This window comes from Vibrio sp. VGrn 2 (genome assembly GCF_009361695.1).
In the GTDB taxonomy this organism is placed as follows: domain Bacteria; phylum Pseudomonadota; class Gammaproteobacteria; order Enterobacterales; family Vibrionaceae; genus Vibrio; species Vibrio diabolicus.
The window spans coordinates 71270-83375 of the sequence record NZ_RBWD01000002.1 but is presented as its reverse complement, the minus strand read 5'-3'; the positions used below and the strand labels follow the sequence as shown (position 1 = coordinate 83375).

General features: G+C 42.8%; 12 protein-coding genes. 6 read left to right on the top strand and 6 right to left on the bottom strand.

Annotation, left to right across the window (positions count from 1 at the left end; translation table 11 throughout):
* Positions 1–25 precede the first annotated feature (25 nt).
* Positions 26–346, bottom strand: coding sequence for an STAS domain-containing protein (locus D8S93_RS04315; RefSeq protein ID WP_005394270.1), 321 nt, complete (start codon positions 344–346; stop codon positions 26–28).
* Positions 347–769: 423 nt separating this feature from the next.
* Here D8S93_RS04315 and D8S93_RS04310 point away from each other — a divergent pair, with 423 nt between their 5' ends.
* The gene (locus D8S93_RS04310) at positions 770–1615 is read left to right on the top strand and encodes a DNA ligase (RefSeq protein WP_046875255.1); all 846 of its coding nucleotides are present in this window, start codon (positions 770–772) and stop codon (positions 1613–1615) included.
* Positions 1616–1630: 15 nt separating this feature from the next.
* Here the strand turns inward: D8S93_RS04310 and D8S93_RS04305 are convergent, their stop codons facing one another.
* Both D8S93_RS04305 and D8S93_RS04300 read right to left on the bottom strand, forming a co-directional pair.
* Positions 1631–2629, bottom strand: coding sequence for a DUF3080 domain-containing protein (locus D8S93_RS04305; protein WP_319802962.1), 999 nt, complete (start codon positions 2627–2629; stop codon positions 1631–1633).
* Between the two features lie 133 nt (positions 2630–2762).
* Positions 2763–4133: an MATE family efflux transporter gene (locus D8S93_RS04300; RefSeq protein ID WP_065646737.1), complete on the bottom strand. Its 1371-nt coding sequence runs from the start codon at positions 4131–4133 to the stop codon at positions 2763–2765.
* 394 nt (positions 4134–4527) lie between these two features.
* Here D8S93_RS04300 and D8S93_RS04295 point away from each other — a divergent pair, with 394 nt between their 5' ends.
* On the top strand, positions 4528–5139 hold the full coding sequence (locus tag D8S93_RS04295; protein WP_152812161.1) for a riboflavin synthase subunit alpha: 612 nt from the start codon (positions 4528–4530) through the stop codon (positions 5137–5139).
* Between the two features lie 75 nt (positions 5140–5214).
* Here the strand turns inward: D8S93_RS04295 and D8S93_RS04290 are convergent, their stop codons facing one another.
* Positions 5215–5409 (bottom strand): CPXCG motif-containing cysteine-rich protein, encoded by a 195-nt coding sequence (locus D8S93_RS04290; protein ID WP_005396219.1) that lies wholly within the window; start codon positions 5407–5409, stop codon positions 5215–5217.
* A 253-nt stretch (positions 5410–5662) separates the two neighbouring features.
* The gene (locus D8S93_RS04285; protein WP_005396217.1) at positions 5663–6529 is read right to left on the bottom strand and encodes a fructosamine kinase family protein; all 867 of its coding nucleotides are present in this window, start codon (positions 6527–6529) and stop codon (positions 5663–5665) included.
* Between the two features lie 224 nt (positions 6530–6753).
* Between D8S93_RS04285 and D8S93_RS04280 the strand changes: the two genes are divergently transcribed.
* From D8S93_RS04280 to D8S93_RS04270, 3 genes are all read left to right on the top strand, one after another.
* Entirely contained in the window at positions 6754–7728 is a 975-nt protein-coding gene (locus D8S93_RS04280) for a response regulator (protein WP_152812159.1), read from the top strand.
* Positions 7728–8690, top strand: coding sequence for a GGDEF domain-containing protein (locus D8S93_RS04275; RefSeq protein WP_005396213.1), 963 nt, complete (start codon positions 7728–7730; stop codon positions 8688–8690). The genes D8S93_RS04280 and D8S93_RS04275 overlap by 1 nt, the downstream gene beginning before the upstream one ends.
* Before the next feature lie 190 nt (positions 8691–8880).
* Positions 8881–9225 (top strand): DUF3802 family protein, encoded by a 345-nt coding sequence (locus D8S93_RS04270; protein ID WP_005396212.1) that lies wholly within the window; start codon positions 8881–8883, stop codon positions 9223–9225.
* 44 nt (positions 9226–9269) lie between these two features.
* Here the strand turns inward: D8S93_RS04270 and D8S93_RS04265 are convergent, their stop codons facing one another.
* Positions 9270–9764 (bottom strand): NlpC/P60 family protein, encoded by a 495-nt coding sequence (locus tag D8S93_RS04265; RefSeq protein ID WP_005396208.1) that lies wholly within the window; start codon positions 9762–9764, stop codon positions 9270–9272.
* 134 nt (positions 9765–9898) lie between these two features.
* Between D8S93_RS04265 and D8S93_RS04260 the strand changes: the two genes are divergently transcribed.
* Entirely contained in the window at positions 9899–11917 is a 2019-nt protein-coding gene (locus tag D8S93_RS04260) for a methyl-accepting chemotaxis protein (RefSeq protein WP_152812157.1), read from the top strand.
* The last annotated feature ends 189 nt before the right edge of the window (positions 11918–12106 follow it).

The following is a 12106-nucleotide window of genomic DNA, read 5'->3' as shown; positions in this document are numbered from 1 at the left end:
CCAACCTCCGTTTAAACCGGTATTTTTAGTGTCCTTTTGAGTTAACGGGAATAGCATGGTTAATACGAAGCAAGCTCATGATTTCTAAAGGTTGGCCTGATACGTTTTCAATACTCATACTTCTTTCACGTTCAACTAGACGCTTATATAAGTAAACAATGGCACCAATCCCTGAAGAATCAAGAAATTGGACGTGCTGTAGGTTAATTTCGACTTCTTTGTGATGATTGTCGTGAATTACTTCATCAATGTGATGTTGTGCTTGTCGACAGCCACTTGCGTCTAAGTCACCAAAAAACTCAATGGCTAATTTGTCTTGATTAATTTCTAGTTTGCGTAATTCCATGACTCTATCTCCGTTTGTTTTCTCTACTTGGATATAGAGCAGGTAACGTGCCAGATTTAAATGAGTATAAAATCAGATAGTTATGATTTTTTGGTGGTGTCATTCAAATTGAGAAGGAATAGGTTCTCAATTTGAGAATCAAAAACGCATAGACAAACGGCTTGTTCAGGAGAGATGTCGAATTAATATCGAGCGCTAATGCAAGAGTCTCATCGAGATTAGGTTGTGACTTGATTTGAGACTCACTCATCCCATTGTGAACAATGTGTAAATATTAAATGCAAAATCTGTCTAAAGTTTATGATTGTCCTTGCAAATCATTACTTAAGTTGATTGTTCTGAGTCGAAGAATGACTAGTAACAAATAGGTCATCGAGAGGAGTTACGGTTCAATAAAGGCGCTTTTTTGTACAAGGTCTTCTTATGCCATTAAAAATGACATTAATCGCGCTGGCTGTTATGACAGCGTCTTCACAGCTTCAAGCTGATACTTCTCTCACGCCTCCAGTTTCTCTTGCGCAAAGCTATCAAGATGGTATCGATGTATCTGAATATTGGTATAGCGAAAAACTCGACGGCATTCGCGCCTATTGGACCGGACAACATCTCGTGACGAGAAATGGTAACCGAATCTACGCTCCAGATTGGTTTATAGATTCACTACCTGACTATCCGTTAGATGGTGAGCTATGGGCGGGACGAGGCAATTTTCATCTCGTACAACAAACGGTTTTGGATAAAACGCCTGTGGAGTCAGCTTGGCGAAACATTGATTTTATGATCTTTGATATGCCGTATTCTGCTGGTGATTACCGGAAGCGTTATTACAACATCAAAGACTTAGTGCTCGAAGTAGACCAACCTCATATCAAATATGTCGAACACCGAGCGATCCAAAATGAAGCTCACCTGTTTGCGCAATTGGATAAGATTTCAATATCCGATGGTGAAGGGGTGATGCTACGTAAGGTATCAAGCCGTTATCAAGCTGGACGCGGTAGTGATTTACTTAAACTGAAACGATACGCGGATGATGAAGCGCTAGTCGTGGGCTATAAGCCAGGCACGGGGCGTTTATTGGGTATGATGGGGGCGATGTTAGTTCGCTTACCAGATGGTACAGAGTTTTACATTGGTAGTGGGTTTACCGATGAAGTGCGTCGTCAGCCTCCGAAAATAGGCTCAACCGTCACGTTCAGGTACAACGGTTTTACTCATACCGGTAAACCACGCTTTGCCCGATTCTTGCGTGAGAGGCTGAAGGAATAGAACGCTCTGCACTTACTAGTTGCCAACGGTTACGCCGCACCGCTTGAAGAGACCCTGCCAAAACTGAACGTGGTTTAGGGTTTCTTGTCTAAAGGTTTTGTGTGCTTCTTTTATGCCATATTGATGACCATGAAGTTGCATACGCTTTTCTATCAAGGTGGCGCCATCATGAAGTTGCTGATAGGTACTGTCTAAATAGGCTAAGTAAGGTTGCACTTCTTCAACGTAAATGGATTGAAAGACATTTCTTAGGTAGCGGAACTGGGTCACGTCTCGGTTTGGTCCGCACAACACATTATTCTGATTCTGCTCAAGTAGCTGAGTTGTCGCTTTTAACCAAAGGGATGTGTTTACCATCGAATAGTAAAGTCGTCCGAGTAAACGAGATTTCTCTAACTCTTCTTGATACTGCACAATCTCAATATCGGGCAGACGTGAAATGGCGCGATGAGGCAAGCCGTACATTTCACTGAAAAGGCGATAGACGTCGTTAATACGTGCAACATCATTTGGTGTTTCTTGAGATAGCCAATCCGACGCCGTTAGCTGCTTTTGCATTGCATCACTCGCGAGTAGCAAGTTGTCAAGATGAGTACCTAAATGTTGCCACTTAGTCGAATAAAGCTCTGTTAATGTAGTACGTTCTTCATCGCTGAGCTGAAATTCGGATAGACATCGATTCATGACTCGTAACAGTGAAGTTTGGTAATCAAAATCATGAAAGGCATCCTGCACCTTTCCAAGTTGCGAGTTTTTCTCGGCAAGTAGATTGAATAATCCACACTGGCGTAATTGGTAGCTTTCTAGTAAACCAATCGATAGCCTTGGAAGTGGCTCGAATAAGTCACGTTTTGCAGGTATGGTCACAGTAGGTTGCGATTCGATTGGAAGAGTAGGAGCGTCCAACACATTGGCGACACGTTGGTGATACTTGTCAAACATGGCGTTTTCTGGGTTGAACCAGCTATCGCAACCGTTAAGAAACAAGACTAAGAACAATAAAATAGACCGCACAAATATCCTTTTTATAACTTCGTATTCGTCACCCAGAGAGCAGGCTCAAGTGGCTCACAAGCTTGTTATAAGTATACTCAACAGCGTTATTATTCGATCAAAAAAGCCAGCGTGTGCTGGCTTTTTCTTATTATCACTGAACTGAAAAGTTCAATTGCACCTCTGGTTCTTGGCGGTGCATCCAGCGCATTCTTACCCCTAACATAAGTGCGGCAGAAGAAAGGCCGATGATAAAGCCTAGCCAGAAACCTTGCGCACCCATTGGCTCGACGATCCAGTCTGTGCGGCCAAGGACGTAACCCATTGGTAAACCAAGAATCCAGTAGGCGATAAAAGTACGGTTGAAGATGGCTCGCATATCTTTATAGCCACGCAGTGCACCTGCCGCGATTACCTGAACTGCGTCCGTACATTGATAAACAGCAGCAAATACGAGCAGTTGCATCGCTAGAGTGATGACCTCTGGGTTGCTAGTGTAAAGTTCGGCGATCCATTCACGAGACAATACGGTTAATATCGCTGTAAGAACAGATAAACCTAGACCAACCATTATGCCCACTCGTGAAGCAACGCGAGCGCCATCTACGTTTTCTTCGCCAAGTCGATGGCCGACACGAATGCTCACTGCGGCACCGATACTCATTGGAAGCATAAATACCAACGAAGAGAAGTTAATCGCAACCTGATGCGCAGCAACGATGATTGGTCCTAATGGTGATACCAATAATGCAACGACAGCAAACAGTGTCACTTCAAAAAACAGCGCTGCTGCAACAGGAAAGCCGAGCCTGAACAGACGAACTTGCGCTTTCCATTGTGGTCGATGCCATTCACCAAATAAGTTGATGCTTTTAAGTCGATCTGATGTCATCACATAAAGCAATAGTAGGGCAAACATGACCCAGTAAACAATCGTGGTTGCGACACCACAGCCAATACCGCCTAATTCCGGTGCGCCAAACTTGCCATACACGAAAATCCAGTTTAGGGGAATGTTAAGCAGTAAACCGATAAAGCCAATGACCATTGCTGGTTTCGTCAATGACATACCATCCGTAAAGCTTCTAAGCGTTTGAAAAAGCAAGAAGGCAGGGACTGCTAAGATAACAGCATGAATGTACCCCACTGTTTTTTCTGCCATCAGCGTTTCAACATCCATAAATCCGAGAATAAATTGGGTTTGAAGCAGCACTGCAATAATCGGCACACTGATCAACAATGCCAAAACGACGCCTTGTTGAATTTCAAACGGGATTTTTACTCGACGACCAGAGCCATTTAACTGTGCGACAACAGGGACTAACGCCATTAACAAACCCACACCAAATAAAATGGATGGAAGCCAAATACTTGAAGCGACAGAAACCGCAGCCATGTCGGTGGCACTAACGCCTCCGGCCATAACGGTATCAACAAACCCCATACCAGTTTGAGCAACAGATGCGATCAATACCGGGGTCGCCAATTTGATGAGACTTGATGCTTCTTCTTTATAGCGATGCACGAAAAATACTCCAGAGCGGAACAATAAGTTGAAAGAATGAGAGCGCTCGAGGACAAAAGATGTGGTGAACTGATCTGATGGTTGATTTTAGTCACGATAAGGTGAAAAAATGCCTCGGAGAAACTCCGCGCAAATGATAAACAATTGTATGTTTATATTCCATAGTTAGGTTGCGAATAGTGGATAACACTAACTTAATGCTCGCTAAGCTCAGGATACGCTAATACTGAGAGCTGTAATAAATCATGTTAATGTTAGAAGCATGTATGAGAACAAGGCTCCATTTTTCAATAGGTCGTTGATCTATAATCTACAGGTTTTATCTCGATACACAGTGCTGTGCTTAAGGCTCTGTCATCGATTGCAGCTTGTATGAAATCAATAGGTAAAAAGAATGTTTACAGGAATAGTTCAGGGTACGGCGAAGGTCGTTAAAATTGATAAAAAAGAACGCTTTCAAACGCATGTTGTCGAGTTAAGCGAAGAGCTTTGTAAAGGATTAGAAATAGGTGCATCTGTCGCTCACAATGGCTGCTGCCTGACCGTGACCAAAATTAATGGCAACCTTATCAGCTTTGATTTAATGCAAGCGACATTGGCTCTCACCAACTTAGGCGAGCTAGTTGAAGGTGACAGCGTAAACATTGAGCGAGCTGCCAAGTTTGGTGATGAAATTGGCGGACATAGCATGTCTGGCCATATTAGTTTGATGGCTGACATTGTCGAGATCATCGATACGCCTAATAACCGCACTATTTGGTTCCAACTGCCGCAAGAATCAATGAAATATGTGTTAGCGAAAGGCTATATCGGCTTGGATGGTTGTTCTTTGACGATTGGTGAGGTTGAAGCGTGTCGTTTTTCAGTACATCTAATTCCAGAAACCTTGCAACGAACACTCTTTGGAGTAAGACAAGTAGGGGACCGCGTTAATATCGAGTTTGACCCTCAGACTCAGGCCATAGTTGATACTGTTGAGCGAGTTCTCGCAGAAAAACAGCTTTAGAATGATAAAAAGGAGCCAAGCGCTCCTTTTTAATTCAAGTGACTTTGTGTTTCCAACGCTTACATGCTCGAGTTGTTATTCGTAATTGTCATCGATAAACAGTTCGACTTTATCTTGCAGCTCATCTACTCGCATATTTAAGTGAATGGCATGGCAACAAGCTGGGCAATCATCATAAAACTCTTGGTCACCATTACTTGCATCTAGTGTAATGCCGATTGAATGTCCACAATGGGGGCATTTGACATGCCTTTCGGTATAATTTTTCATACAACAACTCCTAATATCGCAGGGCTTTTAAACACTCTATTCTTTAAGGAAGTACAGCCCTTCACTTACTTTGCCTACAAGGAAAATAGGCACAATCCAAAGTTAAGTCTCCTTTGATATTAGGTGGAGTTGTTGCTAATTGAGTCGAAATAAGTATAAAACTTGACCCCAAACTCAACCTTGAGCTTAGGGTCATTTTCTGTAGTGATGTGCCTCGAGGTTTTACATCTTGAAATATGCAGTGGCTTCCAAATTAATAAGAAATAATTTTATTAATAACTTGTTGAGCCTGCTCCAAGTAATGGCCGCCAAATAAATTGCAATGGTTGAGAACATGGTAAAGGTTATAGATATCTTTACGCTCTTGATAACCAGCAGAAAGTGGCATAACAGATTCATAACCTTGATAAAATTCCGGTTGAAATCCACCAAAAAGCTCAGTCATCGCAATATCACACTCCCTGTCACCCCAGTAGCAGGCGGGATCGTAACAGATAGGGCCACATGCCGTGAGAGCCGCATTCCCGTTCCATAAATCGCCATGCAGCAAGGAGGGCTCTGGAGCATGGTTTGCTAGCAGTTGTTTTACGACATCTATAAAGTCGTCGATATCAACTAAAGTGACGCCTTTTTCTTTAAGGAGCTGTAATTGCCATCCTATGCGTTGTTCAGCAAAGAAGACACACCACTTCTTGTGCCACTTATTGGGTTGTAGAGTGGATCCGAGATAGTTATCCGTATCAAAACCAAATTCCTTTTGCTCGCCCCATTGATGAAGGTGAGCTAATTGCTGTCCTAATTTAAAGCTGTTTGGGCCATCTTCTAATGGCTTTGTTGGAAGGTAGTTAAGAATTAGGAATGAGGCGTTTTTGGTTTTACCAACCAACACAACCTCTGGAACAAATAGGGTAGATGTTTCACGCAAAAGATGCAGACTTTCTGCCTCAACTTCAAACTTAGACAAAAACTCGCGATCGTTAATTTTCACGAAATAGCGCTGTTCGCCGTCATTGATCATGTAGCTTTCACTGATATCCCCGCCAGACAGTCTTACTTTTTCCGTGATCTGGTACTCGAATAATAAAGTATCAGAAAGCTGTTGCGATATTGCTTGCCACATACAAAACCTCGCGAATCTATTTGACCACCAACAGTTTAGGATAAAAAGCAAGGTGTTGGCGCTACGTTGAGCATACTTCGTAAAGAAACCTTCCTCTCAGTGTAGTCAATTTGTATAAATGTGAATCAAATCGCTTATAAGCCTCTGATTTGTCGGCATAGCATATGGAGATGAACGTATACAACAGGTATTATTATTTTTTTGACGTTAGTTCCATTGGTGACATGAAAATACTGATATGTGATGACTCGGCGGTTGCAAGAAAGCTCATTGCGCGCTCCATCGTACAAGATACATCATTGCACCTGATCGAAGCTCAAGATGGGTATGAGGCGCTAAATATTCTTGCGGAGCAAAATATCGATATTTTGTTTCTCGATTTAACGATGCCGATCATGGACGGTTTCGAAGTCCTCGAGTCATTACCTGTTAGTCATTACCAGACTAAAATCGTCATTATTTCTGGAGATGTTCAACAAGAGGCAAAACAGCGCTGCATAGAGCTAGGTGCTCAAGCTTTTATCGCTAAGCCTCTGACAGAAGAGCAGGTGATGCCGCTCTATGAACAATTGGGGCTGCACTATGCGTTCAAGCCTAGCCATTCGATTGATCCTAAAAGCCAGATTTGCGAGGAGTTCTCCTCATTAGCCAAATTCCGCGAGATTGCAAACATTGCACTTGGTAAAGGGGCTGCGATTATGGCAGACCACTTACACGAGTTCATCCAACTTCCTGTTCCACATGTTGGTCCGTTATCCTATGGCGAACTTCATATGACGCTTGTCGACGTTGTTGGGCGTGATGGCTCCGTCGCGGTTGCGCAGAGGTTTGTTGGTGGCGGTATTCATGGTGAAGCTCTGGTGTGTTTGCGTGGTAGAGACATCAATCAAATTGGCGAGAAGTTAGGCTATCTGCTTGAGTTTACACCTCATAATGAAATCATTTTGAATATCTCGAACTTACTGGTTTCTTCATTTCTCACATCGTTAGGGGATCAGCTCGACAAGCAATTCTCACTTCGTCAGCCAGGCATTGTAGATACGTTAACGCCTTACTGTGAAGAGCAGGGTGAATTAGGTGAGCTGTTTACTATCGAATACACCTACATGGCAGAAGCGCTCGATTTTGAGTGTGAGGTACTGTTTTTAATTGATAAACCATCCGTAGAAATTATTTATGAAATCATGGAGCTAATCTAATGTCCGATATTACGCTGGACATAGCAGACTTTCATTGGGTCACACAAATTCTCGATACGATGGATTCAGGGCTTATCGTGTTGGATCAAGAGTATAAGGTCTGTGTGTGGAACAGTTTTATGCAGTCATACAGTGGCGTTCTGTCACAAGAAATCCTTGGCCAATGTTTATTTGATCATTTTGAAGAGCTGCCAAAAACTTGGCTAGAAACCAAGATAAAAACCGCCGCCGATCTGGAAACTCGTTCCTTCTCTAGCTGGGAAAACCGACCGTACCTTTTTAAATTCAACAACTTTTCTCCGGTTTCAAACAGCAGTGATTTCATGTATCAAGACATCGTAATCACCCCGTTAATCGGGCTCTCAGGAGAGGTCAGCCACATTGCTATTCAAGTGAATGATGTCTCTGAAACGGCAAGAAATCGCATTCATTTGAAAGAAACAAATCAACATTTGTCTGAAATCAGTCGCAAAGATGGTTTAACAGGTTTATTTAATCGTGCTTATTGGGAGCAATCTCTGAAAGAAGAGTTTGCTCACCTAAAAGTTATCGACGGACCATGCTCATTAGTAATATTTGATATCGACCACTTTAAAAAAGTGAATGATACCTATGGTCACCCGACGGGAGATGAAGTCATTCGTCGTACTTCTTCGTTATTAAGAAAGACAGCAAGAAGCAGTGATGTGTGCGGTCGTTTTGGCGGAGAAGAGTTTACGGTATTGCTTCCTCATACGAATCAAGAACAAGCTTGCTATTTCGCGGAGCGTTTACGTAAAAGAATTGAGCAAGAGATCGTGAAAGTGGAAGATTTTTTGATTAATTACACGATAAGTATTGGTGTTTGCGAGTATAAACCTTATTTTGAAACTCACACTCAATGGTTAAAGAGTGCCGATGCTGCGTTGTATCGTGCAAAAGAAAACGGTCGTAACCAAACTTGTTTGCATGAAAATGACTGAAATACAAAAAGGTTTGAAGAAACCCTGTATCCGAACGCAGTGAGGCAAAGCGCAATTGTTTGAAAAACATCCAGTTGGTTCGTGAATGTTTGTTAATATGAAATAAGTTAATGAAATTTTCTCGGCATGTCTTACTATTGAAACTATTCCGCTTTCAGCTTCGAAGGCTTGCAATAAACGGAGAAAAACAGTGGTTTTAGAAACCGATGGATATCTCGCTCTTATCGAGCACTTGTCGCTAAATCTAGATATTTTCACGACTGAAATTGGCGACACTGGATCCGAAAGCATCGAAGATGTCGTCACCGATATGGTGGCTTCAAACATCATGGCGATCTTTGAGCAAAACCCAGAGCTTCACTCAAGCGTACGCTTCAAATTACTAAAAGAAGCGGATGCGGTTGTTGAAGATCTTGGTGAGATATTGGCTGGTGTATGGCATAAAAAAGCGACTAATGAACAGATCACGTTCCTTGATGAATACATCGCTTTGGTTAAAAACCTATTCGATACTGCCGTTGCTACTTACGATTGATATTGTTTGATACCAGTCATCTCCAATTCTAAAAGTAAGAAGAGTTACATTGTAACTCTTCTTACTTGCCAAAACTTAGATGCCCAGTATGGGTTGTCGATTCTTGAAATGATCACACCTTTAGACGTTGACGCATGCATGAACTGCTTGTTACCCAAGTAAATCCCTACATGATAGGTCGTCCGTCTTGTCTTAAAAAACACCAAATCTCCTTGTTTGGCGTCCGTCCAATTTAATTCCACACCTTGTTTCGATTGTTGTCTCGTTGTCCTGGGTAACGATAGCTGATAAGCCTCGACAAAGGCTTTTTGCACAAATGCCGAGCAATCAATACCAGATTTTTGTGTGCCGCCTAAGCGATAAGGTGTGCCATGCCATTCTGTATAAAACTGGAACAAGTCAGGGTTATTGTCCAATAACTGATTTGTAGGTGTTGTCACTTGCACTTGCTCGCTAGGTTCAGGCCCAGAAGAGCAGGCGCTTAGTAGCACACTGATTATCAAAGGAAAATATACTCGACGCAAATCACCACCTGTCATCTCTACGACTCACAACTGAAATATTAGTGTCATAACCAATCCATAGTATGGGCTGCAAATCACGGTTTTGTCTCACAAATGTGACGGAATTACTGCAAAGCCGATTCAACCTTAAGAAAGAATAAAAATTGATTATGGCAAAGCGAAAACGCTCACGCACATCACTTTCACTGATTCAGGCTGTTAGTGCAACATTCTTAACTATCATAGCTCTTGTTATAGCCCTTTCTGTCTCAAGTTTCAAAGGAATGGAACAGGTAGGAGAGCAATTTGAAGACTTGTCGCAAAAAGCGTTACCAATCGCGATGGCGAACGCAAAGTTAACTAGGAATGTATTGGAGATGGTTAAGCTACTCAACCATGGTATGCAAATTACTGAGCCAAAAGAGTTGCCTCTAATAAAAGAGCAAATCGATTCACTTGCGACTCAAAGCAAAAGTTTGGTTGGAGAAGCTTCTGGTGTTGCTGAGCAACTCTCTGAGGAGTTAGATACAAATTTAGCGCGTTTACATAACGTCACGCAGTCCATTTTACTGAAGCAATCTTCAGTGATAAAAATTCAAATGGATATTGATGCAGGAGTTGGTGGGTTCCGCTATGGGCTCAGCTCTATCGGCCCGGAAATGAATCGAATCAGCTCGTTTCTTAGTGCCGAAAATCCTGAATCGAGTGATGCCGCCAACCGATTTATTGCTTCAGCGAGCTCAATGGAAAGCACCTTCTTAGTAATGATGATGCATTCTGAGCTGAGCAAAGCCGAAAAAGAATATCGAGAAATGCGTAACCGTATTGCAGGTATTAATCTCGCCTATGAAGATTTCCAGTCTTTACATCCAGAAGTAAGCGAATATGCAAGCCTAACGGCACCGTACGAGATGGTGAAGCAAGGCTTTAGTGAAAAGGGCGTGCTGCGTTTGATCCTCGCCAAACTAGAACAAGGGGAAATGCAACGTTCAGAGTTTAAACAGGCTTCGATTCTTGCGGATGAAACCATGCGGTTGCTTGATCAAATATCACAAGCTGCTGGTGAGTTGATTGCGGATAAAGAGAGTGTGGTCAATGACACTATTCAGTCAGTGAGTGTTATGATCGTTTTTGCAGCGTGTGTGATTTCTTTCATTATTCTGATCACTTGGTTCAGTCTGAAGTCATGGACAAACCGAGGGTTAAGGAATGTACTAACGCGTCTTTCAGCACTTACCGAGCATGACTTCCGTGACAATGCACAAGAGGTTGGTCCTTATGAGCTAAAAGAAGTGGCACGAAAACTAAACCAAGTGATTGATTCAACAAACAACTCTATCCAAACAGTTACACGTAACTGTGAGACGCTTTATCAGACGGCCGAAGTAAGCCACAGTGCAGCTGAACAAACGAGCGATGGGTTGACGACACAAAATGAAGCGTTGGCGAGCATGATCACGACCATTACGCAACTTGAAGCCTCCATTCGTGAAATAGCAACAGTGACAAATGCCTCGTCACAGGACTCGATGCTTGCTACCAAGCACACTGAAAAAGGCGTTCAAGTTGTGGAACAAAACCGTGAACGTTTGGAATCACTTGAAAGCTCTTTGGATATGAATGAGCAATCTATGTTAGAGCTAAACCAGCGTGTTAAGCAGATTCGTGAAATGGTCGACATGATCAGTGGTATTGCTGACAACACAAACTTGCTTGCTCTCAACGCAGCAATAGAAGCCGCTCGAGCTGGTGAACAAGGGCGTGGGTTTGCAGTTGTCGCGGATGAAGTCCGCAAACTAGCAAGTGATACTTCTCAACAAACAACGAACATCCGAGCAATGATGAGCGAGCTTATTACCGCAGCAGAGCGTTCTCGCCAAGCGGTAAGTGATTCAAGAGAAGAAATGGCCCACGCGCTGCAGTCCAGCAATGAAGTGAAATCAACATTCTCGGATATCAACCTCGCGGTTAAGCACATTCAAGAGCGTGTTGAGCAAATCTCTGTTGCCACGGAAGAGCAAGAACGTGCGACGGCAGATGTATCTCAATCCATTACCCATATTTCTGACCTTGGCGAACGTACTAAGCTGCAGCTTGAGTCTATGGTTGAGAGTTCTGAGCAAGTGGCGGAAATTGCAGGGCGTCAACAAGCGATGTTGCATAAATACGAGCTACATCAGTCCGCATAAGTGACATGTTTTCATCTTCTAAAAGCAGAACTCCGGTTCTGCTTTTTTGTTGCTTCTACTCATCCTCTCATTGCTATTCAAATCGCAAAAGTGAGTTATATCGCATCTTGCTCATTTCTTAAGGGCTGAGTTATCACTACGTGGTGTTAATGCTATCTCGGTGAAACAAGATGGCTAGAATGTTGTCCG

Excerpts from the sequence above, each read along its gene's own strand:
- D8S93_RS04315 (WP_005394270.1), bottom strand. The coding sequence starts at position 346 with ATGGAATTACGCAAACTAGAAATTAATCAAGACAAATTAGCCATTGAG.
- D8S93_RS04310 (WP_046875255.1), top strand. The coding sequence starts at position 770 with ATGCCATTAAAAATGACATTAATCGCGCTGGCTGTTATGACAGCGTCT.
- D8S93_RS04295 (WP_152812161.1), top strand. The coding sequence starts at position 4,528 with ATGTTTACAGGAATAGTTCAGGGTACGGCGAAGGTCGTTAAAATTGAT.
- D8S93_RS04290 (WP_005396219.1), bottom strand. The coding sequence starts at position 5,409 with ATGAAAAATTATACCGAAAGGCATGTCAAATGCCCCCATTGTGGACAT.
- D8S93_RS04285 (WP_005396217.1), bottom strand. The coding sequence starts at position 6,529 with ATGTGGCAAGCAATATCGCAACAGCTTTCTGATACTTTATTATTCGAG.
- D8S93_RS04280 (WP_152812159.1), top strand. The coding sequence starts at position 6,754 with ATGAAAATACTGATATGTGATGACTCGGCGGTTGCAAGAAAGCTCATT.
- D8S93_RS04275 (WP_005396213.1), top strand. The coding sequence starts at position 7,728 with ATGTCCGATATTACGCTGGACATAGCAGACTTTCATTGGGTCACACAA.
- D8S93_RS04265 (WP_005396208.1), bottom strand. The coding sequence starts at position 9,764 with ATGACAGGTGGTGATTTGCGTCGAGTATATTTTCCTTTGATAATCAGT.
- D8S93_RS04260 (WP_152812157.1), top strand. The coding sequence starts at position 9,899 with ATGGCAAAGCGAAAACGCTCACGCACATCACTTTCACTGATTCAGGCT.